The sequence below is a fragment of the Bradyrhizobium sp. WD16 genome, assembly GCF_024181725.1.
Taxonomy (GTDB): Bacteria; Pseudomonadota; Alphaproteobacteria; order Rhizobiales; family Xanthobacteraceae; genus Bradyrhizobium_A.
In genome coordinates, this window is sequence record NZ_CP028908.1 from 2042923 (window position 1) to 2069744 (window position 26822).

A 26822-nucleotide genomic window follows, 5' to 3' on the forward strand; every position below is an offset into this window, starting at 1 on the left:
CACTGGCGTGTCTTGCCGCGGCAGCGTCACATCGCGGACGCCCGGAGCCGGCAATGTATGCGATGGCGCAGGCGCAGTGGCGATTGGCGGCGGTGGCGGTGTCTTCGGAGTCTCCTTCGGCGCGACAGCGGCTGGCGGCGGTGGCGGCGCTTTCGGCACTTCCATCGGCGCAGCAGCGGTCGGCGGCGGCGGAGCCTTCGGTGCCGGCGGCGGAGGCGGAGGTGCTGGACGCGCGGGCGGCTCGGCATGAGGCGGCGCGGCTGGCGGCGCCGGATGAACTGCGGGCGGCGGTGCGGGTGGTGTCGGATGCTGGGGCGGGGCAACGGCCGGAGGCGGCGCAGCCTTGGGCGGCGCGGGCGGCTCGGCCTTAGGCGCGCCTTCGTGCGGCTTCTTCTCGGTCTCCGCCGGCTCAGGTGCCTGCTGTTGCGCGACGACGATCGGCGCAACGGCCGCTGCGCTTTGCGCATGGGCGGGCAACAAGGCAGGACCTGGCGCGATCGAGAGCGCAGTCGTGGCCAGCAGGGCGAAGCGAAGTGTCTTCATGCGAAAATGATTCACGACAATCGTTTGGTAGGAGCGAGGCTGCGAAGCATCCCCGCGGCAATCAACGAATAACGATTCGGCTGGATTGTGGCGCGGTTGCCGCCGCGCCGGAACTTTATTTTGCGCATTCCACGGCGCCATCGTCGCTTCATTCAGGCAGCATTCACACCAGTGGCGTCATCGCGCACGCTGGGTCGCGCACGAAGCCGATCAGTGCGCGCGCATCGTCGGCGGCGGCTGCTGCGGTGTCGGCGGTGTGACGTCAGGTTGCGGCGGCGGAAATTCCTGTGGCTCGGGCTCTTCCGCCGGATCGTCGATCACCGGTGGAATCTCTGGCCGCGGGCTGCCCGGCGGTGTCTCGCGCGGCGGCTCCTGCGGCGTGCCTGGCGTCGGCGGCGGCACGTCGGGCGGGTCGCCTGATGGATTGGGATTGCCGCTCGGCTCCGGCATCATCGCTCTGGGACCTCGCGCATCATGATGTCGCGCGTGACTGGCATCGCCGATGTCTCCAGCATGATTCGGATGACAACGGATGCGCAGACGTCTTGTTCCGTCGAGATCCAAGCGATCGGCAACCGGGCGATGCTACGCGAGAAGCTTGGCATTCGACCAAGGGGGAAGTGATGCCGTTAGCCTGTTGGTGCGCAGTGCCGGCGTTTCGCCAGTGCGGTGGATCTGGCGCTCGTATCGGCATTGCAGCGGATTTGTCGTACGAGCGACAGATCCAAAACCGCAACGGCGCTAAACCCGGCACGCGCACAAAAAAGGCCGGGACGAGCCCGGCCTTTCCACGGCTGTCAGGAACTCTCTCGGAACTCGATCAGACTTGACGCTCGACCATCTTGAGCTTGAGGTCGGCGATCGCTTCGGCCGGGTTGAGGCCCTTCGGGCAGGCCTTGGTGCAGTTCATGATGGTGTGGCAGCGATACAGCCGGAACGGGTCCTCGAGATTGTCGAGGCGCTCGCCGGTCGCCTCGTCGCGGCTGTCCTTGACCCAGCGGCTCGCCTGCAGGAGCGCAGCGGGACCGAGATAGCGGTCGCTGTTCCACCAGTAGCTCGGGCACGAGGTCGAGCAGCAGGCGCACAGGATGCACTCGTAGAGGCCGTCGAGCTTGCCGCGATCCTCGGGGCTCTGCCGCCACTCCTTCTGCGGCGTCGGGCTCGTGGTGTGGAGCCACGGCTCGATCGAAGCGTACTGGGCGTAGAAGTTGGTGAGATCGGGCACCAGGTCCTTGACCACCGGCTGATGCGGCAGCGGGTTGACCTTGACCGCGCCGTCATCGACGTCGTGCATCGACTTGGTGCAGGCGAGCGTGTTCTGGCCGTCGATATTCATGGCGCAGGAGCCGCAGACCCCTTCGCGGCAGGAGCGGCGGAAGGTCAGGGTCGGGTCGATGTTGTTCTTGATCCAGATCAGGCCGTCGAGAACCATCGGGCCGCAGTCGGAAGTGTCGACGTAATAGGTGTCGACGCGCGGATTCTTTCCGTCATCCGGATTCCAGCGATAGATCTGGAACTCACGCAGTTCGCCGGTGGTGCTGGGCTTCGGCCAGGTCTTGCCGCCGGTGATCCTGGAGTTCTGCGGGAGTTTGAATTCGGCCATGGTGTGGCGCCTTCGCAAGGACGATGAGTGGAGGGGCCAAGGCGGGCGCCGCTCGGCACCCGCCTCGTCGGTCAGTAGACGCGGGGTTTCGGTTGCACGTACTGCACGTCGTTGGTCATGGTGTAGCTGTGCACCGGCCGGTAATCGATCGTGACGTTGGCCTTGTCGTCGAGCCAGGTCAGGGTGTGCTTCATCCAGTTGGCGTCGTCGCGCTGGCTATGGTCCTCGCGGGCATGGGCGCCGCGGCTCTCGGTGCGGTTGGCCGCCGAGTCCATCGTCACTATCGCCTGGACGATCAGGTTGTCGAACTCCAGCGTCTCCATCAGGTCGGAATTCCACACCAGCGAGCGGTCGCTGACGCCGATGTCGGGAATGCCGCTGAACACGTCGCGGATCAGCTTCTTGCCTTCGTCCAGCACTTCGCCGGTGCGGAACACGGCGCAGTTGTTCTGCATCACCTTCTGCATGCCGGCGCGCAGCTTCGCCGTCGGCGTGCCGCCCGAAGCATTGCGGAAGCGGTCGAGGCGCGACAGCGCGCGGTCGGCCGAATCGGCCGGCAGGTCGGGCTGTTCGCCGTTCGGCGTCAGCTTTTCGGCGCAGCGCAGCGCTGCGGCGCGGCCGAACACCACGAGGTCGATCAGCGAGTTCGAGCCGAGACGATTGGCGCCGTGCACCGAGACGCAGGCGGCTTCGCCCACAGCCATCAGGCCGGGCACCACCGCGTTGTCGTCGCCGTTCTTCTTGATGACGACCTCGGCGTGGAAGTTGGTCGGGATGCCGCCCATGTTGTAGTGGGTGGTCGGCACGATCGGGATCGGCTGGCGCGTGACATCGACATTGGCGAAGATCTTCGCCGACTCGGAAATGCCGGGCAGCCGCTCCTGCAGCACCTTCGGATCGAGATGGTCGAGGTGCAGGTAGATGTGGTCCTTGTTCTTGCCGACGCCGCGACCCTCGCGGATTTCGATGGTCATGGCGCGCGACACGACGTCGCGAGAAGCAAGGTCCTTGGCCGAAGGCGCGTAACGCTCCATGAAGCGCTCGCCCTCGGAATTTACCAGATAGCCGCCTTCGCCGCGAGCGCCCTCGGTGACGAGGCAGCCCGCGCCGTAGATGCCGGTCGGGTGGAACTGGACGAATTCCATGTCCTGCAGCGCCAGCCCGGCGCGCAGCACCATGGCGTTGCCGTCGCCGGTGCAGGTATGCGCCGAGGTGCAGGAGGCATAGGCGCGGCCGTAGCCGCCGGTGGCGAGGATGGTGGTCTGGGCGCGGAAGCGGTGCAGCGTGCCGTCGTCGAGCTTGAGCGCGATGACGCCGCGACAGGCGCCTTCATCGTCCATGATCAGGTCGATGGCGAAGAACTCGATGAAGAATTCGGCCGAATGCCGCAGCGCCTGGCCGTACATGGTGTGCAGCATGGCGTGGCCGGTGCGGTCGGCGGCGGCGCAGGTGCGTTGCGCCTGGCCCTTGCCGTAGTCGATGGTCATGCCGCCGAACGGCCGCTGGTAGATGCGGCCGTCCTCGGTGCGCGAGAACGGCACGCCCCAGTGCTCGAGCTCGTAGACCGCGTTGGGGGCATTGCGCACCAGATATTCGATCGAGTCCTGGTCACCGAGCCAGTCCGACCCCTTGACGGTGTCGTACATGTGCCAGCGCCAGTCGTCCTTGTGCATGTTGCCGAGCGAGGCCGAAATGCCGCCCTGTGCCGCCACGGTGTGCGAGCGGGTCGGAAACACCTTGGTGATGCAGGCGGTCCGCAGGCCGGCCTCGCTGCAGCCGACGACGGCTCTGAGGCCGGCGCCGCCGGCGCCGACAACGATGACGTCATAGGTGTGGTCTTCGATCGGGTAGGCGTGGCCGTTGGCGGCGGGAGCCGCATTGCCATTCGCGCCGTTGCCGTTGACGGCCATGCGCTACACTCCAGATGATAGTTTGATGATCGCGTAGATCGATGCGAGGCCGACCGCGGCGGCGAAGAAATTGTTGGCGATGATGGTGACGAGCTTGAGCTTCTCGTCGTGGACGTAGTCCTCCAGCACCACCTGCATGCCGATCTTCATGTGCCAGCAGCTGGCAATGATGAACAGGATCATGATGACCGCGACCAGCGGCGAACCGAGGATCTGCGCCGCCGCCGCGTGATTGCGGCCGAGCAGGCTCATGATGATGACGAGGACCGGAATGAAGAGCAGCACGAGACCGATGCCGGTGACGCGCTGACGGAGGAAATCCGAGGTGCCGGAATGAGCGGCGCCGAGCCCGCGGACCCGGCCCATCGGTGTGCGCATGCTGCGCGGTTGACCCTGGCTCATCGTGCGCCTCCCGCGGCATAGGCGATCACCCAGATCACCAGAGTGAGTGTGATCGAGCCGATCACCGTGGCCCTCGTCAGCCATTCACGTTCGTTGGGGCCGAAGCCGTAGCCGAGGTCCCAGATGAAATGGCGGATGCCGCCGAGCATGTGATGCACCAGCGCCCAGGTGTAGCCGAACAGCACCAGGCGGCCGATCCAGCTCGAGGTGAAAGCGTGGATGTTGGCGTAGGCGGCGGGGCCGGAGGCGGTGGCGATCAGCCACCACGCCATCAGCAGGGTGCCGGCATAGAGGGCGACGCCGGTGACGCGATGGACGAAGGACAGGGCCATCGTCAGCGTTCGGCGGTAGTTGAGAAATGGCGAAAGCGGACGATTGGTTTGCACTGTCATCGGGGTGTTTCGCGGTTGCGGAGGCGTCGGTTGCGGAAGGCCCCGCGACGCTGCGGGCGGTGTCGGAATGCACCGCTTTTTACGCAGCGGATGGAACGAGCGCAATGTGGAAATGATCATGTTGCGAATGCCGGTTCATTCATGCATTCGCTGGTATACCAGAGGCTTTTGCCTGCAGGCATCATATCGCAGGGCGGAATTATGAAGTTAGATTCAGATCTTTGTCCGCGCTTTGACCACTTCAATTGCAGTCAAGTTCATTAGTTCCACCGCCCGCGGACAGGCGGTCATTGCGCCTTGACGTAAAGTTCGGCGTAGGAATCACGCAGCACGTTTTTCTGGATCTTGCCCATGGTGTTGCGCGGCAGGGTGTCGACGAACAACACCCGTTTGGGCATCTTGAACTTGGCGAGCCGGCCGTCGAGCGCCTTGATGACCCTGTCCTCGGTGAGGCCGGCGGCCTTGTCGGCCACGACCACCGCGGTGACACCCTCGCCGAAATCGGCATGGGGCACGCCGATCACGGCGCTCTCCACCACGCCCGGCATGGCGTCGATCTCGCTCTCGACCTCCTTGGGATAGACATTGAATCCGCCCGAGATCACGAGGTCCTTGCCGCGGCCGAGAATGTGGACGTAGCCGCGACCGTCGATCTTGCCGAGATCGCCGGTGATGAAGAAGCCGTCGTCGCGAAACTCCGTCCTGGTCTTCTCCGGCATCCGCCAGTAGCCCTTGAACACATTGGGGCCCTTGACCTCGATCACGCCGATCTCGTCGGCGGGAAGCACCTTGCCGGTCTCGGGCTCGGTGACCCGCACCGTCACGCCGGGCAGCGGCAGGCCGACCGCGCCGGGGACGCGGTCGCCGTCGTAGGGGTTCGAGGTGTTCATGTTGGTTTCGGTCATGCCGTAGCGCTCGAGCACCGCATGCCCGGTCCGCGCCGCCCATTCGCGATGGGTGTCGGCGAGCAGCGGCGCCGATCCGGAGACGAACAGCCGCATCCGGGCGGTCGTCTCGCGATCGAGCCGCGGATTCTGCAACAGCCGCGTATAGAACGTCGGAACGCCCATCAGCACCGTGGCCCGCGCCATCAGATCGATCACCTGGTTGGGATCGAATTTGGGCAGGAAGATCATGGCGGCGCGGGCGAACAGCACGACATTGCTGGCCACGAACAGCCCGTGGGTGTGGTAGATCGGCAGGGCGTGGATCAGCACGTCCTTGTCGGTGAAGCGCCAGTAATCGACCAGCGTCAGCGAATTCGACGCCAGATTGTCGTGGCTGAGCATCGCGCCTTTGGAGCGCCCCGTCGTGCCGGAGGTGTAGAGGATGGCGGCGAGGTCGTCGGGGCTGCGCTGAACCGTCGAAAAATCGGCGTCGCAGCGCGCGGCGCCCACGCTGAGCGTGCCGCCGCCGGCGGCGTCGAGCGTCTCGACGACAGCGCCAACCTTCCCGGCCAGGGCGCTGACGCCCTCGAGTCTGGCGGGGTCGCAGACCACCAGCGCCGGCTCCGCGTCGCCGATGAAGTAATCGAGTTCATTGAGGGTGTAGGCGGTGTTCAGCGGCAGATAGACCGCGCCGGCGCGCACGGTCGCAAGATACAGCACCAGCGCCTGCACCGACTTCTCGGCCTGAACAGCGACACGATCGCCCACCTTGACCCCGCGCGCCGCCAGATAATTGGCGAGGCGGCCCGAGCGCTCGATCAGGTTGCCGTAGCTGATCCTGCCGCCATCGGCGGTCTCGATCGCAAGCCGGTCGGGATCGGTGACGGTATCGAACAGGCGCGAGAACAGATTGGCATTCATGGCTGGAAAATCCGCTGCGAAGCTGCGGCGCAGGCCGTGCCGCACGAAAAAGCATCGATGTCCATCGCCCATTTGGCAGGCGAGATCAAGCGGAAGCGGGGGCGAAAAGCGCCGCCGAAAGGTTCAAAACCGCGAAAAACCAAAGCCGAAACCGGCCCGCGAAACTCTCCGTACAGCGCTCGACGGAATGGCCTGGCAGCCTTGCGCCGAAGGGCCGCCCTCGCCACGCGCAGCGGCTGGTCCGCCGCGCGACGATCAAGGGAGTCCATTGGTGTCGAGACCCTCCATCCCCGTTCCGGTTGCAAAGGCGATCTCGCGGTCCGCTGCCCTGGTCTCTGCTACGGCTATCGCCGCACTGGCGATCGCTTCGCCGGCGGACGCCGCGGAAGGCAAGATGAGCGAGAAGGCCGTCACTGTCGGTGTCATCGACGTGGTCGAAACCGTGCTGCTTTCGGGCTGACGGTCGTCTCCCTGGTAAGCGGCTATCGTATTCACAGATCTGATCCGCAGCCAGCTCGCAGGTTTCGTCAGAGGCTGAAAACCGCCGGCCGCATTCGTCGCAACATTTCTTTTCGTCGTGGCCGGGCTTGCCCGCCTTCGCTAAGAAGCTTCGGCGCGCCCAGCCATTGTGCCGGGTCGAAGCCGAAGGCGAAGGCCGGTCCCGGCCACCCCGATGAGGAGCGCAGTGCCTTCCTGATCGAGTTGCGTCCGCCCTAAATGTCGCAAGTGGATAAATCGCAACTTGCGATGACAAGCCCGGTGACGACGAAGTGGCAGTCGAAGCGCTTCCAGAAGACCGCCAGCGTGGCGCGCTCCCAGGATCTGCTTCAGCCAGCTATTGAAATCAGAACCTCTTTTAATGTGTGAATCTGATAGCTGGTAAACGGGGCGGGCCGGCGAGTTCCGGCCCGGCGATCTCGGAGCTGTGATGCCTCGCGTGAAACTGATGCCGTCCGGGCCTGTAACAGATGCTAGTTTGCCGCGTATCACCAGGCAGGAACGGATTCGACGAGGCGCCTGACAATGTCCGAGACGACCATGACCAGCAGCATCGCAGCGCAGGACGCGGCCACCCTGCCGCGCCCGCTGATCCAGCCGGCCTGGGTGCGCGTGCTGCACTGGATCAATGCCGCAGCGATGATCGCGATGATCATGTCGGGCTGGCAGATCTACAATGCCTCGCCGCTGTTCGATTTCACCTTTTCGCCGATGATTACCCTCGGCGGCTGGCTCGGCGGCGCGCTGCTCTGGCACTTCGCCGCGATGTGGGTGCTGATGGTGAATGGCCTGCTCTATCTCGTCCTCGGCCTTGTCAGCGGCCGCTTCCGCCGCAAGTTGCTGCCGCTGTCGCCGGCGGGCGTGCTGGCGGATGCCGGCGCTGCGTTGACCGGCCGGCTCTCCCACGGCGACCTGACTGTCTACAATCATGTGCAGAAACTGCTCTATGCCGGCATCATCGTCGTCGGCATCGTCGTGGTGCTGTCCGGGCTGTCGATCTGGAAGCCGGTGCAGCTGCAGTGGCTGACCGCCCTGTTCGGCGGCTACGATTTCGCTCGCTATGTGCATTTCACCTGCATGGCCGCCATCGTCGCCTTCCTTGCCGTGCATGTCGCGCTCGCCCTGCTGGTGCCGAAAAGCCTGCGCGCCATGATCACCGGCCGTTGAAGGGAGGGAGCCATGAAGAAGATCCGCGAGCTCGTCATCCCCGGCGTCGACAAGCGGCTGCTGGTCAAGGATGCGGTGCGGCTGATGCCGGACCTGACACGGCGCCGTTTCGTCGCCGGCGGCGCCAGCTTCGGTGCGCTGACTCTCCTCACCGGCTGCGATGTCAGCGACAGCCTCTCGGCCGAGTCGGTCCTCGCCCAAGTCTCGAAATTCAACGATGCAGTACAGGCGGCGCTGTTCAGCCCGGAGCGCATGGCGCCGACTTTCCCCGATAGTGCGGTGACCAGGCCGTTCCCGTTCAACGCCTATTATTCGGTCGACGAGGCGCCGGAGGTCGATCCCGAGACCTATCGTTTCGAGGTCACCGGCCTCGTCGACGGCAAGAAGTCCTGGACACTGGACGAGCTGCATGCGCTGCCGCAGGTCAAGCAGGTGACCCGGCATATCTGCGTCGAGGGCTGGAGCGCGGTCGGGAGTTGGACCGGCGCGCCGCTGCGCGACTTCCTCAAGCTCGTCGGCGCCGATACGCGGGCGAAATACTGTTGGTTCCGCTGTGCCGAAGGCTACACGAGTTCCCTCGACATGCCGACAGCGCTGCATCCCCAGACCCAGATGACCTTTAAATTCGGCGACGAGATTCTGCCGCGCGCCTATGGCTTCCCAATGAAGATCCGGGTTCCTACCAAGCTCGGCTTCAAGAATCCGAAATATGTCGTCGGCATGGAGGTCACCAACGACTACAAAGGCGGGTATTGGGAGGATCAGGGCTACAACGATTTCAGCGGCAGCTGATCGAGAAACACAACCGGCATGGGCTTGCGCCACTGCGGGTCATGCCTACAATCGCGCATGGCATATTGGCCGCCGCGCTTCCAATCCAAGGTGAATGTTCATGAAGGTTCGTCATGCGCCTGTTCGTTACGCGCTCGCGTCTTTGGCCATTGTGACCGCCGGACTGGGCATTCTCAGTTCGGGCGGGGCATCGGCGCAGACGGCCAAGGCGGTGGTCAAGGCGGCTGATGGCGCCGCGATTGGCAACCTCGATCTGACCCAGGTTTCCGGTGGCGTGCTGGTCAAGCTCGCGGTGAAGGGACTGCCCCCGGGCGAGCACGCCTTCCATGTCCATGCGGTCGGCAAGTGTGAGCCACCGTTCACCAGCGCCGGCGGTCATTTCAATCCCGATAATCACAAGCATGGTCTGATGGCGAGCGAGGGCCATCACGCCGGCGACATGCCGAACCTCACCGTGCCGGCGTCCGGCGAACTGACGGTCGAAGTCCTCAATGCCGCGGTGACCCTGGAGAAGGGCAAGCCGAATTCGCTCTACAAGCCGGATGGCACGTCGTTTGTCATTCATGCCGCGGCCGACGACTACAGGACCGACCCGGCCGGCAATGCCGGCGGGCGCATCGCCTGCGCGGTGGTCGAGTAGCTCCGTTCTCTCGAGTGAACGCGATCTTCTGAGCGCGTGCTGGCCCCGAGCCCGGTTGCGATGCAGCCGCCTCGAAGGGGGATGCCCGGGCGCGCCTAGTGTGGCGTCTCGCAATTGCCTGCCGCCTTTGCGGCCAGTCTGTCGTAGGCAACGGCGAGGCGCCGCTCTCGCCGGTTCCCGCTGACCAAAATGTCGCTGCGACAATGCGCCGCCAGGGCACACCACGGCTGCGATTCAATCCTATATTGCATTGCAACGGAATGACCTGTGGCGGGGCGGCGTCTGCGCGTGCCGATCGGTGCGGCTTCTCCCCCGGAGACGTGACAGACGAAGTGAAGGATGACCATGCGATTGGCTCTTCGAGCGATGCTGACGGCCGCGGCTCTGCTGCTGGCGGGCGGTCTTCTGGCCGGCTGCAACGATGCGAGCGTAGCGGCGGCGCCACGGCCTGAGCCGCCGGAGGTCAGCACCGTCACTGTGCAGCCCTCGTCACGGGCGATCGTGCGTGAGCTGCCCGGCCGGGTCGCAGCATTGCGCACGGCCGATGTGCGTTCGCGAGTCTCCGGCATCATCGAGGCGCGGCTGTTCGAACAGGGCAGCGAGGTCAAGGTCGGCGATGCGCTTTATCAGATCGATCCCAAGCCCTTCGAGGTCGAACTGCAGGCCGCCGAGGCGGCCCTCGCCAAGGCCGAAGCGGTTCGCGAGCAGGCCATGCACCAGGCGCGCCGCATCGCCATCCTCACCGAAAGCAAGGCGGCAACGCCAGTGGCCAATGAGACGGCCATCGCCAATCTGCGCCAGGCGGAAGCCGATATCGCCGCGCGCAACGCCGAGGTTGCGCGGGCACGCCTCAATCTTGGTTACGCCACCATCCGTGCGCCGATCAGCGGCGTGATAGGCGCGGCGTTGCTCAGCGAGGGCGCGCTGGTCACTCAGAACGACAGTTCCAGTCTCGCCTCGATCCTGCAGCTCGATTCGGTCTATGCGGATTTCACCCAGTCGGTGAACGAAATGACGCAGCTGCGCCGCGAGTTCGAACGCGGCGATCTCGATCGGGTGGAGGGGGCCAAGGTGCGCCTCGTACTGGCCGACGGCTCGCATTACCCGCTGGTGGGCAAGCTCCTGTTTTCCGATGCGCGGGTCGATGCCAATACCGGACAGGTCACCTTGCGCGGCGAGTTCAAGAACCCTCACCGCGAATTGCTGCCGGGCATGTATCTGCGTGTGCAGATCGAACAGGGCATCGATCCCGATGCCATCGTGGTGCCGCCCCAGGCCGTCCAGCGCAATTCGGCCGGCGGGGCCGAGGTCTACGTGGTGAAGGACGACAATCGCGTCGCGGTGCAGTCCGTCGTGACCGGCGGCCTTGTCGACGGCATGTGGCGCATCGTCACCGGTCTCAATCCGGGGCAGCGGGTCGTGGTCGAAGGGTTCCAGAAATTCGTGCCCGGCGACGTGGTTAAGCCGGCACCGTGGCGTGTCGCCGACAGCGAGCCTGTTTCGGTCGGCCGCTCGGCGGCATCGTCCTCCCTGCGCTGACGCCCCGTCATGCCCTCATTCTTCATTGACCGGCCGATTTTTGCCTGGGTCGTGGCGCTGTTCATCTGCCTGATCGGCGCCATCTCGATTCCGCTGCTGGCGGTGGCGCAATATCCGATCATCGCGCCGCCCTCGATTTCGATCAGCACGAGCTATCCCGGCGCCTCGCCGGAGGATCTCTACAACAGCGTAACGAGGCTGATCGAAGAGGAGCTGAACGGCGCCTCCGGCATCCTCAATTTCGAATCGACCAGCGATTCCCTCGGCCAGGTCGAAATCACCGCCAATTTCGTCCCCGGCACCGATTCGAGCCTCGCCTCGGTCGAGGTGCAGAACCGCATCAAGCGTGTCGAGGCGCGCCTGCCCCGTGCGGTGATCCAGCAGGGCATCCTGATCGAGGAAGCCTCGAGCGCGGTGCTGCAGATCATCACCTTGCAGTCGACCGATGGCAGTCTTGATGAAGTCGGGCTCGGTGACTTCCTGATCCGCAACGTGCTCGGCGAAATCCGCCGCATCCCCGGGGTCGGGCGCGCCACGCTCTATTCCACGGAGCGCTCGCTGCGCATCTGGATCGATCCGGCCAAGCTGGTCGGCTACAATCTCACCGCCGACGACGTCACCCGGGCGATCGCGGCGCAGAACGCCCAGGTCGCTTCCGGCAGCGTCGGTGCCGAACCGAGCCGCGAGGGCCAGCAGATTTCGGCGCTGGTGCTGGTCAAGGGCCAGCTTACCTCGGCCGACGAATTCGGCGCTATCGTGCTTCGCGCCAATCCCGACGGCTCGACGGTGCGGTTGCGCGACGTCGCCCGGATCGAGATTGGCGGCATGGGCTATCAGTTCACCACCAGGCAGAACGGCAAGCCCAGCGCCGGCCTGTCGGTACTGCTCGCCCCGACCGGCAATGCGCTCGCCACCGCCGGTGCGGTCAAGGCGAAGATGGACGAGTTGTCCAAGTTCTTCCCGGCCAATATTACCTATGACATTCCCTACAACATCACGCCCGTGGTGCAGGCCTCGATCACCAAGGTGATCGAGACCCTGGTGGAGGCGGTGGTGCTGGTCTTCGTGGTGATGTTCCTGTTCCTGCAGAACATTCGCTACACGTTGATTCCGACCATTGTCGTTCCGGTGGCGCTGCTCGGCACCTGCACCACGCTGCTGCTGTTCGGTTACTCCATCAACATGCTGACGATGTTCGGCATGGTGCTGGCGATCGGCATCCTGGTCGACGATGCCATCGTCGTGGTGGAAAATGTCGAACGGATCATGGCGGAGGAGGGCTTGCCGCCGCGCGAAGCGACGCGCAAGGCAATGACGCAGATCACGGGCGCGATCATCGGCATCACGCTGGTGCTCTGCGCGGTGTTCGTGCCCATGGCGTTCTTCCCCGGGTCGGTCGGCATCATCTATCGCCAGTTTTCGGTGACGATCGTCGCCGCCATCTCCTTCTCCGCCCTGATGGCGCTGTCGCTCACCCCGGCGCTATGCGCCACTCTGCTCAAGCCCGCGGCCCATGGCCATGCCTCGCACCGCGGCGTGTTCGGCGCCTTCAACCGCGCCCTCGAGGCGGTGCGCAACCGCTACGGCCGGGCCGTCGCCTGGTCGATCGGCCGCACCGGGCGGCTGATGGTGATTTATCTGGCGCTCGTGGTGGGCCTCGGCTTCGCCTTCGTGCGCCTGCCCGGCGGCTTCCTGCCTGTGGACGATCAGGGCTTCCTCACCGTCGACGTCCAGACGCCGCCGGAATCCTCCTTCAACCGCACCCTCACTGCGGTGAAGCAGGTTGAGGCGTTTCTGCAGAACCGCGCCGGCGTCAAGGAGGTGACCTTCCTGACCGGCTTCAGCTTCCTCGGCCAGGGCCAGAACACCGCCCAGGCCTTCGTCACGCTGAAGGACTGGAAGGAACGGGCGGCCAACGATTCAGCTGCCGCGATCGTCGCCGACGTCAATCGCTCGATGGCGTCGCTGCGCGATGCCAAGATTTCGGCGCTGCAGCCGCCGCCCATCGACAATCTCGGCAATTCCTCCGGCTTCAGCTTTCGCCTCCAGGATCGCGGCCAGCGCGGCTACGATGCCCTGATGAAGGCCAAGGACCAGCTGCTCGCGGCGGCGCGGCGCAGCCCGGTGCTGCAGGACGTCTATGCCGAGGGCCTTCCCGAGGCTGCGCAGGTCCAGCTCGTGATCGATCGCGAGCAGGCCGAGGCGCTCGGCGTCACCTTCGCCGACATCAACAGCACGATCTCGACCAATCTCGGCTCGAACTACGTCAACGACTATCCCAGCCGCGGCCGGATGCAGCGCGTCATCGTTCAGGCCGATCGCGCCGGCCGTATGAGTGCCGACGAGATTCTCGCCTACAACGTCAAGAACCGCCGGGGCGAGCTCGTGCCGCTGTCGTCCTTCGCGTCGGTGAAATGGGCGATGGGCCCGACCCAGACCGTCGGCTTCAACTACTATCCCACCGTGCGCATCTCCGGCGCGGCGAAGCCCGGCTATACCAGCGGCGACGCCATCGCCGAGATGGAGCGGCTCGCCGCCCAGCTGCCGCGCGGCTTCGGCTATGAATGGACCGGCCAGTCGCTGCAGGAAAAGCTGTCAGGATCACAGGCGCCGGCTCTGCTGGCGCTCTCCGCGCTCGTCGTTTTCCTCTGCCTGGCGGCGCTCTACGAGAGCTGGACCATTCCGCTCGCGGTGCTGATGACGGTGCCGCTCGGCATCTGCGGTGCGGTCGCCGCGGCCATGATGCGGGGGCTACCCAACGACGTTTATTTCACCGTCGGTCTCGTCACCATCATCGGGCTCGCCGCCAAGGATGCCATCCTGATCATCGAATTCGCCAAGGATCTGCGGGCGCAGGGCCGGCCCTTGCGCGAGGCGACGCTGTTGGCCTGTCAGTTGCGCTTCCGCCCGATCCTGATGACCGGCTTCGCTTTCGTCAGCGGCGTGCTGCCGATGGTGATCGCCTCCGGCGCCGGCGCCAAGAGCCAGCAGGCGCTCGGCACCGGGGTGATGGGCGGCATGATCGCGGTGGTGGTGCTGGCGCTGTTGATGGTGCCGGTGCTGTTCGTCTTCATCCAGTCACTGTTTGGCCGCGAACGGCAGGGCGCAGCCGGCGTCTCGCGTTGGAGCTGGCGCAACCTGCTGCGACGCGGCAAGGGCGCATCCGCCGCTTCGTGAATGGCTTCCCGCCGAGCTTTACCGGCCTTGAGCCCGGTCAGAACGTTCCGGCCGCCGTCAGCGGTCGTTGGCAGGCGCAGGCGACGACGCCGGCGAACAGCGTCAGTGCGGAGACGATTAGCGCGTAGTCCAGGCTGCCCATGGCGTCGGAAATGGCGCCGGTGAAGCTCGGCCCTAGTGTGGCGTCTCGCAATTGCCTACCGCCTTCGCGGCAACCCTCTCGTAGGCAATTGCGAGACATAAGCCACACTAGCACTTTGATTTTGCTAGTGTCCCTATGTCTCCGAATTACCGTGCGAGTGCGAGGCAAACGTAGCGGTAATTCGGAGACGGGACACTAGCGTCTGACCGATGCTGAAGGCGATGGTGACGATGCCGATCGCCTTGGGCCAGGATTGGGGCGGATAGTTGAAGCGGACGAAGGCGGTGGTCGCCGCCACCACCGCGAAGAAGGCGCTGCCGAACACCAGTGCCGACAGCCCCAGCCAGAACGGCGAATGGCCGACGAGCGGCAGGGCAGCGCCCAGCGCGGTGATGAAAATCAGGATGGCAGTCGAGACGCCGCTGGCGCCACGGGCCAGCAGCCCGCGCCACACCCAGGGCGAGGCGAAGGCGCCGGCGCCGATCAGGCACCAGAATGCGCTTTGGGCCGCGGCGTCGCCGCCGGAATCGCGCACATAGGCGATCATGAAGGTCATGTAGGCGATGTAGCCGGCACCGAAGCAGAAATAGCCGAACAGGTAGATCGCCGTGGGCATCAGGGCGATACGGTCTTCGCCCTTCATGGCACGCAGCGGCGGGGGTTCGGTGCGGGCCGGCAGCAGAGCCGGCGTCAGCGCCGCGGCCAGCGCGGCCAGCACCGCCCAGACGATCCACCACGAGCCGGGGCCGAAATGCTGCAGCAGGAAAGGCGAGATCAGGCCCGAGAGGATGATCCCGATGGCGGGGCCGGTGTAGAACAGGCCGAGCAGCAGGGCGGACTGCGCCGGCTGCGATTGCGCGATGGTGGCGCCGAGCGCCCCGCCACCGACGAACGAGAGCGCTGCGCCGCCGCCCGCCAGCAGCCGCGCGAAGGCGAGCAGCGTGAAATTCGTCGTGATGGCGCACAGGGCCAGCGAGACGACGCAGGCGATGGTGCCGATCCAGACCGCGCTGAACAGCCCGAAGCGACGGGTGAAGCGGGCGGCGCCGAGCGCGCCCAGCATGTAGCCGGCGGCATTCACGGTGTTCATGAATCCGGCCGCGGAATAGGACCAGTGCAGGCTGTCGCGCATGTCGGGCAGCACCAGCGAGTAGGCGAAGCGGCCGATCCCGAGGCCGATCGCCGGCGCGAGCGCCAGCAAAAGGATGGCGTGGGCCGGGCTGCGGACCGGCGCGGCGGCGACGAGTGTCATGGCATCGACTTTCCGATCGGGAGCGGACCGCGGCATTCTCGAAGGCGACCTGCCGGAACTTGGATGAAGGCTCAATCCGCCGCGCTGCGGAGCGACCACCGCATCATTTGCGGCGCCGCGTCATCGCGCAAGTCCCGCAGGCGATCCAGGCAGCCGACCGATGCGCAATGGTGTCTTGCAAATCCGGCAACAGGCCACTAGTGGTCCCGAAGAGGCCTGTTTCGGGCTTCTGACATCGAAAAGCGGGACCGGAAACTCAGTTGGCGGGGCCCGCGGAGATCCAATCTTTCGGCACTAAATTAAAGAGGCGACGGCCATGGCGACCCACAAGCTGCTCCTGCTCCCCGGCGACGGCATCGGACCGGAGGTAATGGCCGAGGTCGAGCGCCTGATCGGCTGGCTCAACACCACGAACATCGCCCGTTTCGAAATCGAGCGCGGCCTCGTCGGCGGCGCCAGCTACGACGCCGACAACGTCGCGATCACCGACGCCACCATGGCGCTGGCGCAGGCTTCCGACGCAGTGATCTTCGGTGCGGTCGGCGGCCCGAAATGGGACGGCGTTGCTTACGACGTGCGGCCCGAAGCCGGCCTGCTGCGGCTGCGCAAGGACCTCGGTCTGTTTGCCAATCTGCGTCCGGCGATCTGCTATCCGGCACTGGCGGATTCGTCGAGCCTGCGCCGCGAGGTGGTCGAGGGGCTCGACATCATGATCGTGCGCGAGCTCACCGGCGGGGTCTATTTCGGCGAGCCAAAGACGATCACCGATCTCGGCAACGGCCAGAAGCGCGCCATCGACACCCAGGTCTACGACACCTACGAGATCGAGCGCATCGCGCGCGTTGCCTTCGACCTCGCGCGCAAGCGGCGCAACAAGGTGACGTCGATGGAAAAACGCAACGTCATGAAGACCGGCGTGCTCTGGAACGAGGTCGTCACGGCGGTGCACCAGCGCGAATACAAGGACGTGCAGCTCGAGCATCAGCTCGCCGATTCCGGCGGCATGCAGCTCGTGCGCAATCCCAAGCAGTTCGATGTGATCGTGACCGACAACCTGTTCGGCGATCTGCTGTCCGACATCGCCGCGATGCTCACCGGCTCGATCGGCATGCTGGCATCCGCCTCGCTGGGCGAGGTCGATGCCAAGACGCGCAAGCGCAAGTCGCTGTATGAGCCGGTGCACGGTTCGGCGCCGGACATCGCCGGCAAGGGCGCGGCAAATCCGATCGCGATGATCGCGTCCTTCGCCATGGCGCTGCGCTATTCGCTCGAGCTCGGCGATCTCGCCGACAAGATCGAGGCGGCGGTGGCCGCAGTGCTGGCCAAGGGCCTGCGCACCGGCGACATCATGTCGGAAGGCAAGACGCGGGTGTCGACCTCGCAGATGGGCGAGGCGATCCTCGCCGAACTGCAGGCGCAGCTGAGCTGATCCATGAGACCCCGGCAAGTGGCCGGGCGGACCAACAAAAAAGCCCGGCATATGCCGGGCTTTTTCGTATCTGGAACTGGCCGCGCTCAGTAGGGCGGATAGATCGGGAAGGCGGTCGGATAGCCGCCGAGATCATACGGCGTGCTCAGCGGCTGGCGGCGGAAATCCATATGCGAGTTGAGCCGGTCGAGATCCTCGAAGCGGTTCGGCCCGCCGGTGGCGTAATCGGTGAATTTGCGCTCGCCTGGCAGCACCTCGGTGCCGGCATCGAGCCACGAACGCCTCGTCACGAAGACGCGGGTGCGCGGGCCGGCCTGGTAAGAATAATTCACCGATGAGTTGCGGGCCTGAAGGCGCCGCTTTTCGACGGCGCCCGCCTCGGTCGCGAAGGCCGACACCAGCACGGCGGCGGCAATACCAAGGCTGAGATATTTCACGGTCATCTTGTCCTCATCGGCAGTCCGAATGCAGAGTCGGAACCAATTTACCCGCCGGGCCATGGGGGCCACAAGGTAATTTGCGCCACACCGAGGACAATAATGATCTCCTGTAGTGGTTCAGAAATTCCCCTTCCGGTCCGGGCACGCCGGTGTGACGGAATGTTTCGGACGCCCCAGTATGGTTCACCTCTGTGCTGCATCAGAGCGGGCCGCGCAGCGGCGGCGTTTCGGCGGCGCTGACCCAGTCGTTTTGCATGTTGGGCGAGGGGCAATCGGTCCGGCGCAGCTCGGCCCGGGCAAATAGTTCCGCAATCTGCGGATCGCTGCCGGCAGACAGCAGGACCAGACGATCGAGGGTGCAGCCGATCAGGCGGCGCTGGTCCGTGCGGCTCGTGGCCTGGCACGACCAGCCGCTGACTCGGAGCCTCGGCGCCTCGAAGGCGCGCGCGAAGCCGAGGCAGGCCGGCGCAGCCCCGGGCAGGTTCCAGAGCGGGATCGTGCCGAACTTGGTGGCGATGACGCCGGCCGGTTGCGGCTCGGCGGCGGATTCGAGGCCGAAGCGCCGCGCGAGTTCGGCGGCGGCCGGGCGGAACCCCGTGGTCTCGCCTCCGGCACGATAGATTTCGATCGAGGCCACCGGGCGCGATCCGGCATCGGTGCGCCAGCTCAGGGTGTCCTTGCGGCCTCCTTCCCGATGGCGAGTGATGGTGTAAGTCTCTGTTCTGCCGGGGAAATCATTTGATTTCACGGCGAACGCCGGGTGCGGCCTGGCGGCCGCCACCCAGTCCGCCGCCGGCGCGGCCGCATGGGGCAACGTTGCCACCTCGCGCGCGGCCATCTCGCCCTGGCGCTGGTAGAGGTCGGTGGCGATCGTGGCCAGCATGCCGAGGCCGCAAAAATAGGCGAGCAGGCGAACGGTGACGACGCGGCCCTCGATGGCGAGGCCGCTCAATAGGCCGGCGCGGGGCAGGGGGGGGCCGGGATGGAGGAAGGAATGCATCGTGCGGCGGGTGGTCGCTTGCTGGGGCGTGACGGCGGAGGTGGCCGGCTCGCCGTCGCCGCAGGTGCCTCGATGCACCCGCGGTGGCCCGGCCGGCGTTGTCTTTGCGGCATTTCTCGCATAGAAGCGCCCACGCCTGCGTTATCCCGAGTGCGACGGCGCAGGCATTTTTGAGCGGAGAGTCAACGATGGGTTACAAGGTTGCAGTGGTGGGCGCGACCGGCAATGTGGGCCGGGAGATGCTCGACATTCTCGCCGAACGCAGCTTTCCGGCCGACGAGGTGGTTGCCATCGCGTCCCGGCGCAGCCAGGGCGTGGAGGTCTCCTTCGGCGACAAGACCCTCAAAGTCAAAGCGCTCGAGAACTACGATTTCAGCGACGTCGACATCTGCCTGATGTCGGCGGGCGGCAGCGTGTCCAAGGAATGGTCGCCGAAGATCGGCGCCCAGGGCGCCGTCGTCATCGACAATTCGTCGGCCTGGCGCATGGATCCGGACGTGCCGCTGGTCGTGCCCGAGGTCAATGCCGACGCGGTGGCGGGCTTCGCCAAGAAGAACATCATCGCCAATCCGAACTGCTCGACCGCGCAGCTCGTGGTGGCGCTCAAGCCGCTGCACGACAAGGCGGTGATCAAGCGCGTGGTGGTTGCGACCTATCAGTCGGTGTCGGGCGCCGGCAAGGATGCGATGGACGAATTGTTCTCGCAGACCAAGTCCGTCTACACCGCGGACGACCTCGTCGTTAAGAAATTCCCGAAGCGTATCGCCTTCAACGTCATCCCCGAGATCGACGTCTTCATGGAGGACGGCTACACCAAGGAAGAATGGAAGATGATGGTCGAGACCAAGAAGATTCTCGATCCGAAGATCAAGCTCACCGCCACTTGCGTGCGGGTGCCGGTGTTCGTCAGCCATTCGGAAGCGGTCAATGTCGAGTTCGAGAATCCGATCAGCGCCGACGAGGCGCGCGACATCCTGCGCAGGTCGCCCGGTTGTCTCGTGATCGACAAGCGTGAACCCGGCGGTTACGTCACGCCGTACGAGGCCGCCGGCGAGGATGCCACCTATATCAGCCGCATCCGTGACGATGCGACGGTGGAGAACGGTCTGTCGTTCTGGTGTGTGTCCGACAACCTGCGCAAGGGCGCGGCGCTCAATGCCGTGCAGATCGCCGAAGTGCTGATCAACCGCAAGCTGATCAGCGCCAAGAAGAAGGCGGCTTGAGCTCTTCCTGCTGCGAGACAAAAAGGCCCGGCGAAAGCCGGGCCTTTTTGCTTATGGCGGATTGAAATCTCGAACCACCGCGCCGAGGACAGATCATGCCGCAGCCCGCAAGCGGCAAGAGCCCGAAGCGGCCGCGGTGTCAGCCGCCGTCGCCACGGCCTATTTCGCGTCGATGTTGCGCACGCAATTGCCGCGGCTTGCCGCCGCTGCGAGGCAGCTTTGATAATCGTAATAGCGGCAGTCCTGCAGTGTGCTTCCCGGACCGTCGGGGCCGCCGCGCTCGATGCAGAACGGCGGCGGTCCGGCCGGTGGTGCCGGGCGATGGCGCGGTGCGGCGAGCGCCGGCGCTCCGATTGCGATCATTATCAGCGCAGCGAGCAGGCGCATGTCATGCCTCCACTGTTGTGTCGGCGGCGGTCGGGCCGACATTCCTGAATTCGCCGGTGGCATCATCGAGCACCGCCAGCGAGCCGTGAGCGACGCCGAAATAGGCGCCATGGAGGTGAAGCTTGCCCCGCTCGACGAGGATGCGCACGCAGGGGAAGGTCATCAGGTTCTGCAGGCTGGTGCAGACCGCCCGCTTTTCCAGCCGGGTGATGAAGTCCTGGAACGCCTCGTCGGCGTGGCGCGGCGATTGTTTCAGCGTCGGCTCGAGCAGCGCCATCCAGCGGCCGATGAAGTCGCCCGGCGACAGCGGGGCGCTGTCCTGGGCGAGTGCCTTGATGCCGCCGCACTGGGCATGGCCGAGCACCACGATATGCTTGACGCGCAGTACCTGGACCGCGAATTCCAGTGCTGCGGAAACGCCGTGGGCGGCCTCGTCGGGGGCGTAGGGCGGCACCAGGTTGGCGACATTGCGGACCACGAACAATTCGCCCGGGCCGGCGTCGAAAATGACTTCCGGAGAGACGCGGGAATCGCAGCAGCCGATCACCATGATCTCCGGCGACTGACCGCGCTCGGCGAGTTCGCGATAGCGGGATTGCTCGGTCGGCAGGCGCTGGGTGGCGAAGCCATGGTAGCCGGACATGAGCTGCTGCGGAAACGCGGACATGGCGGTCTCCCTGAGAATGTCCCGGCTAAACCACAGGGGGCGTTCAGGGACAAGGCTTTCGCCGGCAGAGCCGGAATGCTATCGCGGCATCAAACACCGTTCTGGAGGGAACCGATGATCCGCCCACGTCGCAGCCATCTGTTCATGCCGGGTTCCAATGCCCGCGCGTTGGAGAAAGCGCGCACGCTCGAGGCCGACGGTGTCATCTTCGATCTTGAGGACGCGGTGGCGCCAGACGCCAAGGCGATCGCGCGCAGCCAGATCGCCGCGACGATTTCAGCCGGCGGTTTCGGTCGGCGCGAACTCATCATCCGCATCAACGGTCTCGACACGCCGTGGTGGGAAGAGGATCTCGCCATGGCCGCGAAGGCTGCGCCGGACGGCATTCTCGTGCCGAAGATCTCCAGCGTCGAGGATATCGCCGGCGTGAGCGCGCGTCTCGCCGCGCTCGACGCGCCTGACAAGGTGCGGGTCTGGGCGATGATCGAGACTGCTTTCGCGATCCTGCGCGTCGAGGCCATCTCGGCGACGGCGCACGACGTCGGCAGCCGCCTCGCCGGCTATGTGATGGGGCCGAATGACATCGCCCGCGAGACGCGCATCCGCATGGTCAGCGGTCGAGCCACCATGCTACCCTTCTATATCAACTGCATTCTCGCCGCCCACGCCCACGGTCTCGAGGTTCTCGACGGGCCCTACAGCGATTTCAGCGATGCGGCGGGCTTTGCGGCGGAATGCGATCAGAGCCGCGACATGGGCTTCGACGGCAAGACGCTGATCCATCCCAGCCAGATCGAGGCCTGCAACGCCGCCTTCACCCCCCCGGAAGCGGAAGTGGCTAAGGCGCGCAGGATCATCGCCGCCTTCGAGCTGCCGGAGAATGCCGGCCGCGGCGCGATCCAGCTCGACGGCCGCATGGTCGAACGCCTCCATGCCGACATGGCCCGGCGCACGATCGCCATCGCCGACGCGATCGCGACGATGCAGGGGTGAGGAGGCCGATTCGAGCTCTTCTCGGTCATCATGGCCGGGCTTGTCCGGCTTGTCCCGGCGATCTGCGTCTGTCTCGCTGAATTGTCGTCAAGAGGCGGATGCCGCGACGACGAAACAGGTTACGGTTGCTTGATGCCGTAGGCGACGGTGACGACGACACGTAGCGTCTCCTCGCCAACCGCCACCGGCGCGGCCGTCACCATCGGCGCGCTGAGCCTGCGCTGGTAGGGCATCGGGCCCGCCGTGGTCTCCTCGGTGATGCTGAGCGGCGCGCCGAGGCTGATGCCGGCGGCCTTGGCCAGCAGTTCCGCCTTGCGCCTTGCATCCGCAATCGCCTGGCCCCTGGCGTCGTCGAGCAGCTTGGAGGCCTGCGACACCGAAAACGCGATGCCGCCGATCTCGTTGGCCCCGGCACCGACCAGCGTGTCGATCACCGCCGCGGCCTTGGTCACCTCATGGAGCGTGACCACCACATGATTGCTGGCGCGATAGCCGGTGATCTGCACGGGCCCGCCACCGACTCGATTAGGCGCGCTCTGTGGCAGCAGGGACAGCCGTGAGGTCTGCATATCCTTCTCGGCGACGCCGGCAGCCTTGAGCGCCAGCAGCACCGCGCCCATCGCCTTGTTATTGGCCTCGGCGGCCTCCTTCGCGGTCTTTGCCTCGGTGGCGACGCCGCCATCGATCGTGGCGGTGTCGGGTGCGGCCGAAACGGTGGCTTCGCCGGTCACGGTCACCGCCGGTGGCGGTGTTTCGGCCCTGGCCGCGCCGGGCGTTGCGACGGCGACGGCGGCACAAAGGATAAGCGCACAGCGCATCGGCGATCTCATTTCAGTGGCACGAAAACGTTGATGACCAGCTTGTCTTCTTCGGTCTTCAGCGGATCGGTGACGTATTCCTCGATGAAGGTGTCCTTGGCTTCCAGCTTGCGGTCGTCGAGATGATTGGTGATGGCCTCATAGGTATTGTCCATGTTGTCGTAGGAGCCGCGATGGACGAATTTCAGCGCCTTGCCCTCGGGTGACTTGATCACCGTGATGGTCTTCGGCGGCGATTTCGGCTCCTGGTCCACCGGGATCTCGGCCTGGAAGGTAAAGCCGGTGTCGTCGGTGGAGGTGTAGACGATCATCTGCGGCCCGGCCGGCCTGATGCCCTGCTTGTCGAGAAAGGCGCCGAGGCTCTTGAGCGTGTCGACGAGGGTGTCGAAAGCGGAATCCCAGTTGGCTGTCCCCTTCATCGCCACCACGGTCTTGGCGGTGAGGGTCGTTTCCTCCCCGAACGGGTCGGCGGTCTGCACCTTCTGGTCGGCAGGCGGCGGGGTCTGGGCGGTGGCCGGCGGCGTCGGGGCGGGCGTGGCTGGGGTGCCGGCTGCGGCTGCCGGCGGCGCAGCCGCCTTGTCGGAACCGACGGGCGCGGGGGTGGCGGCTGGCGGGGTGGCCGGGGCCGGCGTCGCACTCGGGGCCTGGCCCTGGGCGGGTGCCGGCGTGGTCACGGGCGCCGGCGCCTGGGCCAGGGCGGGCGGCACGGCGGCGGTCAGGGGCAGGGCCAGCGCGGCGGCAGTCAGGGGCATGGTGGCAAGGCGAAGAAGGCGGGCGCGGCGCATGTACTGAAGTCTCCCCAGTCTCGATCAGGCGGGCGCGACCCTATCACGCAGTCCCCGCATTGGCTCAAGGGGAGACATCTCACTCCATCATGGCGGCAACATGCCGGCGCATGCCGCTCTGGCCAATTCGCAGCGATTGGCCATATAAGGCCGCAACGGATGCCGGCCTGACCGAAAAACGGGCAGCTTCGTCACAACTTCCGGGACAGGATCTTCGGGACTGCCGATGAGCGCACTCGCCAACCACGCCTATGCCAAGATGAACGGGATCGGCAACGAGATCGTCGTCGTCGATCTGCGCGACGGCGCAGGCGTCGTCACGCCGGCGGAGGCGCGGGCCGTGGCCGGGCCGCTGCCCTATGACCAGCTGATGGTGTTGCAGCAACCCCAGGTGCCGGGCACCGAGGCTTTCATCCGTATCTACAACAATGACGGGTCGGAGGCCGCGGCCTGCGGCAATGGCATGCGCTGCGTGGCGCGGCGGGTGTTCGAATCAAGCGGCAAGCGCGCGCTGACCTTCGAGACCAGGGCCGGCCTGCTCGATTGCTGGCAGCCCGAAGACGGTCTCTATACGGTGGATATGGGCGCGCCGAAGTTCGGCTGGCAGGACATCCCGCTCGCCGAGGAATTCCGCGACACCCGTGCGATCGAACTTCAGATCGGACCGATCGATGCGCCGGTGCTGCACACCCCGTCAGTGGTGAGCATGGGCAATCCCCATGCGATCTTCTGGGTCGACGACGTCAACGCCTACGACCTCGGCCGCTTCGGCCCGCTGCTCGAGAACCATCCGATTTTTCCCGAGCGCGCCAACATCACTCTGGCCCATATCGTCGATCGCGATCACATCACCATGCGCACCTGGGAGCGCGGCGTCGGGCTGACGCGGGCCTGCGGCTCCGCCGCCTGCGCCACCGCGGTGGCGGCGGCGCGGCTGCGCCGCACCAACCGCAAGGTGAACGTAACCTTGCCGGGCGGCGATCTGGCGATCGAATGGCGCGACGGCGACGACCATGTGCTGATGACCGGCCCGGCCGAGCTCGAATTCGAAGGCCGTTTCGATCCGGCGCTGTTCGCCGGTCTGTGATGGGCGACACGACACGTCGCCACGCCAGGATGACGGAGCGACGCCAGCGGACAGCAGGGCCATGACCGTTGAAGTCATCACCTTCGGCTGCCGCCTCAACGCCGTCGAGGCGGAGATCATCAAGCAGGCGGCCGAAGCCGAGGGGCTCGGCGAGACCATCGTCGTCAACACCTGCGCGGTGACCGGCGAGGCGGTGGCGCAGGCCCGTCAGCGTATCCGCCGGCTGCGCCGTGAGCGGCCGGACGCCCGCATCGTCGTCACCGGCTGCGCGGCGCAGACGCAAGGCGCCGAATTCGCCGCCATGGCCGAGGTCGACCGCGTGCTCGGCAACGCCGACAAGGTCGCCGGCAATGCCTGGCGGGCCACCCGAGAGGCTTTCGCCGCAGTGGCGCCTCAGCCCAAGATCGCCGTCTCCGATATCATGGCGGTGCGCGGGATGGTGCCTCACCTCGTCACCGCCAGCCGGCAGCCGCGCGCTTTCGTCCAGGTGCAGAACGGCTGCGATCACCGCTGCACGTTCTGCATCATTCCCTATGGCCGCGGCCCATCGCGTTCGATGCCGATGGGGGCCGTGGTCGATCAGGTGCGCGCGCTGGTCGCAACGGGGCATGCCGAAATCGTGCTGACGGGCGTCGACCTGACGAGTTACGGCGCCGATCTGCCGGGTGCGCCGCGGCTCGGCGCCCTGGCTCGCCAGATCTTGCGCCACGTTCCAGAATTGTCGCGGCTGCGTCTGTCGTCGATCGATTCGATCGAGGCCGATCACGATCTCATCGACCTGGTCGCTACCGAGTCACGGTTGATGCCGCATCTGCATCTGTCGCTGCAGGCGGGCGATGATCTCGTACTCAAACGGATGAAGCGCCGGCATTCCCGCGCCGACGCTGTGACCTTCTGTGCCCAATTGCGCCGGCTGCGACCGGATATCGTGCTCGGCGCCGATCTGATCGCCGGCTTTCCGACCGAAACCGAGGCGATGTTCCGGCGCAGTCTCGCTCTCGTCGACGATTGCGGCTTGTCGCTGCTGCACGTTTTCCCCTATTCGCCGCGGCCGGGCACGCCGGCGGCCCGCATGCCGCAGGTCAAGAGCGATGTCATTCGCGAGCGCGCCGCGCGGCTGCGCGCAGTCGGCGAGCGAAGCCTGCAGCACCGGCTGCTCGCCGAAGTCGGCGCCACGCGGGCGGTGCTGGTCGAGAATGCGCGTCAGGGCCGCACTGAGCATTTTCTCCCCGTGGCACTCCATGGCGGCACGCCGGGCGAGGTGCGCAACGTCACCATCGTCGGTCAGGACGGCGCGCGGCTGGTGGCGAACGAAACTTGCATCCTCTAGTTGTTGGCGCCCCTCATCCGGAGCGCTGACGCGCTCCGACCTCTCGCCGCTTGCGCGCGGCGAGGGACGCGGCGCAATCTTCACGCTTGCCCGGTCCATCCGCAGGCCTTCAGCCGTTCCTGCAGATGCGGCGGCACCGGCGCGGTGACGCACACCGGCGGCTTGTTCTTCGACAGCGGCACGACGATCTCGCGCGCATGCAGATGCAGCGAAGGCTCGCCGAAGCGCGGGCCGTTGCCATAGATGTTGTCGCCGACGATCGGCCAGCCCATGGCGGCGCAATGGACCCGCAACTGGTGGGTGCGGCCGGTGACCGGCTCGAGTGCGAGCCAGGCCAGCGGTTCGCCCGCTGCGCCGTGGCCGCGGCCGAGCACGCGCCAGCGTGACAGCGACGGCAGTCCTGCCGGATCGACCTTCTGCCACCAGCCGCGGTCGGCGCTGCGCGGGGCAAGCGGCAGGTTGATCTCGCCGCTGTCCTCCGCCGGGCCGCCTTCGACCACCGCCCAATAGGTCTTGTCGACCTTGCTGTGCTTGAAAAGCAGTCCAAGGGTTGCCGTCGCCTTGCAATGGCGACCGAGCACGAGGCAGCCGGAGGTGTCGCGGTCGAGCCGATGCGCCAGCGCCGGCGGCCGCGGCAGGCCGAAACGCAAGGCGTCGAAGGAGGCTTCCAGATTGGGACCGCCCTTCGGCCCGCGATGCACCGGAATGCCGGCCGGCTTGTCGATGACCAGCATCAGGCCGTCGCGGTGCAGGACACGGGCGAGCATCTCGTCGGCGGTCGGTTGCGGCGTATCCATG

At 66.0% G+C, this 26822-nt stretch carries 28 protein-coding genes; 12 read left to right on the forward strand and 16 right to left on the reverse strand.

All coding sequences use genetic code 11. The annotated features are described in order from the left end of the window. Positions 1 to 53 precede the first annotated feature (53 nt). Positions 54 to 371 carry a hypothetical protein gene (locus tag DB459_RS27555; RefSeq protein ID WP_371926903.1) on the forward strand — a complete coding sequence of 106 codons (318 nt, stop codon included), beginning with the start codon at positions 54 to 56 and terminating at the stop codon, positions 369 to 371. 382 nt (positions 372 to 753) lie between these two features. On the opposite strand, the gene DB459_RS09450 is transcribed toward DB459_RS27555, so the two are convergent. The 7 genes from DB459_RS09450 to DB459_RS09480 form a co-directional block, all read right to left on the reverse strand. Beyond that, positions 754 to 993, reverse strand: coding sequence for a hypothetical protein (locus DB459_RS09450; protein WP_253712597.1), 240 nt, complete (start codon positions 991 to 993; stop codon positions 754 to 756). A 370-nt stretch (positions 994 to 1363) separates the two neighbouring features. After that, a complete protein-coding gene (locus DB459_RS09455) occupies positions 1364 to 2146 on the reverse strand; it encodes a succinate dehydrogenase iron-sulfur subunit (protein ID WP_253712598.1) in 783 nt (260 codons plus the stop codon). A gap of 71 nt (positions 2147 to 2217) precedes the next feature. After that, positions 2218 to 4056, reverse strand: coding sequence for a succinate dehydrogenase flavoprotein subunit (gene sdhA, locus DB459_RS09460; RefSeq protein ID WP_253712599.1), 1839 nt, complete (start codon positions 4054 to 4056; stop codon positions 2218 to 2220). A 3-nt stretch (positions 4057 to 4059) separates the two neighbouring features. Next, on the reverse strand, positions 4060 to 4434 hold the full coding sequence (gene sdhD / locus DB459_RS09465) for a succinate dehydrogenase, hydrophobic membrane anchor protein (protein ID WP_253713498.1): 375 nt from the start codon (positions 4432 to 4434) through the stop codon (positions 4060 to 4062). Positions 4435 to 4454: 20 nt separating this feature from the next. Next, the gene (sdhC, locus tag DB459_RS09470; protein WP_253712600.1) at positions 4455 to 4850 is read right to left on the reverse strand and encodes a succinate dehydrogenase, cytochrome b556 subunit; all 396 of its coding nucleotides are present in this window, start codon (positions 4848 to 4850) and stop codon (positions 4455 to 4457) included. A gap of 287 nt (positions 4851 to 5137) precedes the next feature. Next, positions 5138 to 6658, reverse strand: coding sequence for a malonyl-CoA synthase (locus DB459_RS09475; protein WP_253712601.1), 1521 nt, complete (start codon positions 6656 to 6658; stop codon positions 5138 to 5140). Beyond that, positions 6655 to 6927: a hypothetical protein gene (locus DB459_RS09480; RefSeq protein ID WP_253712602.1), complete on the reverse strand. Its 273-nt coding sequence runs from the start codon at positions 6925 to 6927 to the stop codon at positions 6655 to 6657. The genes DB459_RS09475 and DB459_RS09480 overlap by 4 nt, the downstream gene beginning before the upstream one ends. 2 nt (positions 6928 to 6929) lie before the next feature. Here DB459_RS09480 and DB459_RS09485 point away from each other — a divergent pair, with 2 nt between their 5' ends. From DB459_RS09485 to DB459_RS09510, 6 genes are all read left to right on the forward strand, one after another. Continuing rightward, positions 6930 to 7118 carry a hypothetical protein gene (locus DB459_RS09485; protein ID WP_253712603.1) on the forward strand — a complete coding sequence of 63 codons (189 nt, stop codon included), beginning with the start codon at positions 6930 to 6932 and terminating at the stop codon, positions 7116 to 7118. Between the two features lie 563 nt (positions 7119 to 7681). After that, entirely contained in the window at positions 7682 to 8323 is a 642-nt protein-coding gene (locus DB459_RS09490; RefSeq protein WP_371926906.1) for a cytochrome b/b6 domain-containing protein, read from the forward strand. A 12-nt stretch (positions 8324 to 8335) separates the two neighbouring features. Then, positions 8336 to 9115, forward strand: coding sequence for a molybdopterin-dependent oxidoreductase (locus DB459_RS09495; RefSeq protein WP_253712604.1), 780 nt, complete (start codon positions 8336 to 8338; stop codon positions 9113 to 9115). 100 nt (positions 9116 to 9215) lie between these two features. Further along, complete coding sequence (locus DB459_RS09500) at positions 9216 to 9755, forward strand: superoxide dismutase family protein (RefSeq protein ID WP_253712605.1); 540 nt, start codon at positions 9216 to 9218, stop codon at positions 9753 to 9755. Between the two features lie 345 nt (positions 9756 to 10100). Then, positions 10101 to 11294 carry an efflux RND transporter periplasmic adaptor subunit gene (locus tag DB459_RS09505; RefSeq protein WP_253713500.1) on the forward strand — a complete coding sequence of 398 codons (1194 nt, stop codon included), beginning with the start codon at positions 10101 to 10103 and terminating at the stop codon, positions 11292 to 11294. Positions 11295 to 11303: 9 nt separating this feature from the next. Then, on the forward strand, positions 11304 to 14471 hold the full coding sequence (locus tag DB459_RS09510; RefSeq protein WP_253712606.1) for a multidrug efflux RND transporter permease subunit: 3168 nt from the start codon (positions 11304 to 11306) through the stop codon (positions 14469 to 14471). 37 nt (positions 14472 to 14508) lie between these two features. Here the strand turns inward: DB459_RS09510 and DB459_RS09515 are convergent, their stop codons facing one another. Both DB459_RS09515 and DB459_RS09520 read right to left on the reverse strand, forming a co-directional pair. Next, positions 14509 to 14664, reverse strand: coding sequence for a hypothetical protein (locus DB459_RS09515; RefSeq protein WP_371926907.1), 156 nt, complete (start codon positions 14662 to 14664; stop codon positions 14509 to 14511). 82 nt (positions 14665 to 14746) lie between these two features. Further along, the gene (locus tag DB459_RS09520) at positions 14747 to 15865 is read right to left on the reverse strand and encodes a YbfB/YjiJ family MFS transporter (RefSeq protein WP_253712607.1); all 1119 of its coding nucleotides are present in this window, start codon (positions 15863 to 15865) and stop codon (positions 14747 to 14749) included. A gap of 316 nt (positions 15866 to 16181) precedes the next feature. Here DB459_RS09520 and leuB point away from each other — a divergent pair, with 316 nt between their 5' ends. Further along, positions 16182 to 17294 (forward strand): 3-isopropylmalate dehydrogenase, encoded by a 1113-nt coding sequence (gene leuB, locus DB459_RS09525; RefSeq protein WP_253712608.1) that lies wholly within the window; start codon positions 16182 to 16184, stop codon positions 17292 to 17294. Between the two features lie 86 nt (positions 17295 to 17380). On the opposite strand, the gene DB459_RS09530 is transcribed toward leuB, so the two are convergent. Continuing rightward, on the reverse strand, positions 17381 to 17737 hold the full coding sequence (locus tag DB459_RS09530) for a hypothetical protein (RefSeq protein WP_253712609.1): 357 nt from the start codon (positions 17735 to 17737) through the stop codon (positions 17381 to 17383). A gap of 196 nt (positions 17738 to 17933) precedes the next feature. Then, a complete protein-coding gene (locus DB459_RS09535; protein WP_253712610.1) occupies positions 17934 to 18812 on the reverse strand; it encodes a hypothetical protein in 879 nt (292 codons plus the stop codon). Between the two features lie 110 nt (positions 18813 to 18922). On the opposite strand from DB459_RS09535, the gene DB459_RS09540 reads away from it, so the two are divergent. Beyond that, a complete protein-coding gene (locus tag DB459_RS09540) occupies positions 18923 to 19957 on the forward strand; it encodes an aspartate-semialdehyde dehydrogenase (RefSeq protein WP_253712611.1) in 1035 nt (344 codons plus the stop codon). A 159-nt stretch (positions 19958 to 20116) separates the two neighbouring features. On the opposite strand, the gene DB459_RS09545 is transcribed toward DB459_RS09540, so the two are convergent. Then, positions 20117 to 20344 (reverse strand): hypothetical protein, encoded by a 228-nt coding sequence (locus DB459_RS09545; protein WP_253712612.1) that lies wholly within the window; start codon positions 20342 to 20344, stop codon positions 20117 to 20119. Position 20345: 1 nt separating this feature from the next. Beyond that, complete coding sequence (locus tag DB459_RS09550) at positions 20346 to 21011, reverse strand: carbonic anhydrase (protein WP_253712613.1); 666 nt, start codon at positions 21009 to 21011, stop codon at positions 20346 to 20348. A 114-nt stretch (positions 21012 to 21125) separates the two neighbouring features. Between DB459_RS09550 and DB459_RS09555 the strand changes: the two genes are divergently transcribed. Beyond that, positions 21126 to 22004, forward strand: coding sequence for a CoA ester lyase (locus DB459_RS09555; RefSeq protein ID WP_253712614.1), 879 nt, complete (start codon positions 21126 to 21128; stop codon positions 22002 to 22004). A gap of 119 nt (positions 22005 to 22123) precedes the next feature. Here the strand turns inward: DB459_RS09555 and DB459_RS09560 are convergent, their stop codons facing one another. Then, positions 22124 to 22822, reverse strand: coding sequence for an SIMPL domain-containing protein (locus DB459_RS09560; RefSeq protein WP_253712615.1), 699 nt, complete (start codon positions 22820 to 22822; stop codon positions 22124 to 22126). Positions 22823 to 22830: 8 nt separating this feature from the next. Next, positions 22831 to 23607, reverse strand: coding sequence for a GyrI-like domain-containing protein (locus DB459_RS09565; RefSeq protein WP_253712616.1), 777 nt, complete (start codon positions 23605 to 23607; stop codon positions 22831 to 22833). Between the two features lie 226 nt (positions 23608 to 23833). Here DB459_RS09565 and dapF point away from each other — a divergent pair, with 226 nt between their 5' ends. Continuing rightward, positions 23834 to 24694 (forward strand): diaminopimelate epimerase, encoded by an 861-nt coding sequence (dapF, locus tag DB459_RS09570; RefSeq protein WP_253712617.1) that lies wholly within the window; start codon positions 23834 to 23836, stop codon positions 24692 to 24694. A gap of 61 nt (positions 24695 to 24755) precedes the next feature. Beyond that, entirely contained in the window at positions 24756 to 26024 is a 1269-nt protein-coding gene (gene mtaB, locus DB459_RS09575; RefSeq protein WP_253712618.1) for a tRNA (N(6)-L-threonylcarbamoyladenosine(37)-C(2))-methylthiotransferase MtaB, read from the forward strand. A gap of 80 nt (positions 26025 to 26104) precedes the next feature. On the opposite strand, the gene DB459_RS09580 is transcribed toward mtaB, so the two are convergent. Further along, positions 26105 to 26821, reverse strand: coding sequence for an RluA family pseudouridine synthase (locus DB459_RS09580; RefSeq protein WP_253712619.1), 717 nt, complete (start codon positions 26819 to 26821; stop codon positions 26105 to 26107). Between the last annotated feature and the right edge of the window lies 1 nt (position 26822).

What these genes read in the sequence shown, in the direction of transcription:
- DB459_RS27555 (WP_371926903.1), top strand. Translation starts at nt 54, where the DNA reads ATGTATGCGATGGCGCAGGCGCAGTGGCGATTGGCGGCGGTGGCGGTG.
- DB459_RS09450 (WP_253712597.1), bottom strand. Translation starts at nt 993, where the DNA reads ATGCCGGAGCCGAGCGGCAATCCCAATCCATCAGGCGACCCGCCCGAC.
- DB459_RS09455 (WP_253712598.1), bottom strand. Translation starts at nt 2,146, where the DNA reads ATGGCCGAATTCAAACTCCCGCAGAACTCCAGGATCACCGGCGGCAAG.
- sdhA (WP_253712599.1), bottom strand. Translation starts at nt 4,056, where the DNA reads ATGGCCGTCAACGGCAACGGCGCGAATGGCAATGCGGCTCCCGCCGCC.
- sdhD (WP_253713498.1), bottom strand. Translation starts at nt 4,434, where the DNA reads ATGCGCACACCGATGGGCCGGGTCCGCGGGCTCGGCGCCGCTCATTCC.
- sdhC (WP_253712600.1), bottom strand. Translation starts at nt 4,850, where the DNA reads ATGACAGTGCAAACCAATCGTCCGCTTTCGCCATTTCTCAACTACCGC.
- DB459_RS09475 (WP_253712601.1), bottom strand. Translation starts at nt 6,658, where the DNA reads ATGAATGCCAATCTGTTCTCGCGCCTGTTCGATACCGTCACCGATCCC.
- DB459_RS09480 (WP_253712602.1), bottom strand. Translation starts at nt 6,927, where the DNA reads ATGGACTCCCTTGATCGTCGCGCGGCGGACCAGCCGCTGCGCGTGGCG.
- DB459_RS09490 (WP_371926906.1), top strand. Translation starts at nt 7,682, where the DNA reads ATGTCCGAGACGACCATGACCAGCAGCATCGCAGCGCAGGACGCGGCC.
- DB459_RS09495 (WP_253712604.1), top strand. Translation starts at nt 8,336, where the DNA reads ATGAAGAAGATCCGCGAGCTCGTCATCCCCGGCGTCGACAAGCGGCTG.
- DB459_RS09500 (WP_253712605.1), top strand. Translation starts at nt 9,216, where the DNA reads ATGAAGGTTCGTCATGCGCCTGTTCGTTACGCGCTCGCGTCTTTGGCC.
- DB459_RS09505 (WP_253713500.1), top strand. Translation starts at nt 10,101, where the DNA reads ATGCGATTGGCTCTTCGAGCGATGCTGACGGCCGCGGCTCTGCTGCTG.
- DB459_RS09510 (WP_253712606.1), top strand. Translation starts at nt 11,304, where the DNA reads ATGCCCTCATTCTTCATTGACCGGCCGATTTTTGCCTGGGTCGTGGCG.
- DB459_RS09520 (WP_253712607.1), bottom strand. Translation starts at nt 15,865, where the DNA reads ATGACACTCGTCGCCGCCGCGCCGGTCCGCAGCCCGGCCCACGCCATC.
- leuB (WP_253712608.1), top strand. Translation starts at nt 16,182, where the DNA reads ATGGCGACCCACAAGCTGCTCCTGCTCCCCGGCGACGGCATCGGACCG.
- DB459_RS09530 (WP_253712609.1), bottom strand. Translation starts at nt 17,737, where the DNA reads ATGACCGTGAAATATCTCAGCCTTGGTATTGCCGCCGCCGTGCTGGTG.
- DB459_RS09540 (WP_253712611.1), top strand. Translation starts at nt 18,923, where the DNA reads ATGGGTTACAAGGTTGCAGTGGTGGGCGCGACCGGCAATGTGGGCCGG.
- DB459_RS09545 (WP_253712612.1), bottom strand. Translation starts at nt 20,344, where the DNA reads ATGCGCCTGCTCGCTGCGCTGATAATGATCGCAATCGGAGCGCCGGCG.
- DB459_RS09550 (WP_253712613.1), bottom strand. Translation starts at nt 21,011, where the DNA reads ATGTCCGCGTTTCCGCAGCAGCTCATGTCCGGCTACCATGGCTTCGCC.
- DB459_RS09555 (WP_253712614.1), top strand. Translation starts at nt 21,126, where the DNA reads ATGATCCGCCCACGTCGCAGCCATCTGTTCATGCCGGGTTCCAATGCC.
- DB459_RS09560 (WP_253712615.1), bottom strand. Translation starts at nt 22,822, where the DNA reads ATGCGCTGTGCGCTTATCCTTTGTGCCGCCGTCGCCGTCGCAACGCCC.
- DB459_RS09565 (WP_253712616.1), bottom strand. Translation starts at nt 23,607, where the DNA reads ATGCGCCGCGCCCGCCTTCTTCGCCTTGCCACCATGCCCCTGACTGCC.
- dapF (WP_253712617.1), top strand. Translation starts at nt 23,834, where the DNA reads ATGAGCGCACTCGCCAACCACGCCTATGCCAAGATGAACGGGATCGGC.
- mtaB (WP_253712618.1), top strand. Translation starts at nt 24,756, where the DNA reads ATGACCGTTGAAGTCATCACCTTCGGCTGCCGCCTCAACGCCGTCGAG.
- DB459_RS09580 (WP_253712619.1), bottom strand. Translation starts at nt 26,821, where the DNA reads ATGGATACGCCGCAACCGACCGCCGACGAGATGCTCGCCCGTGTCCTG.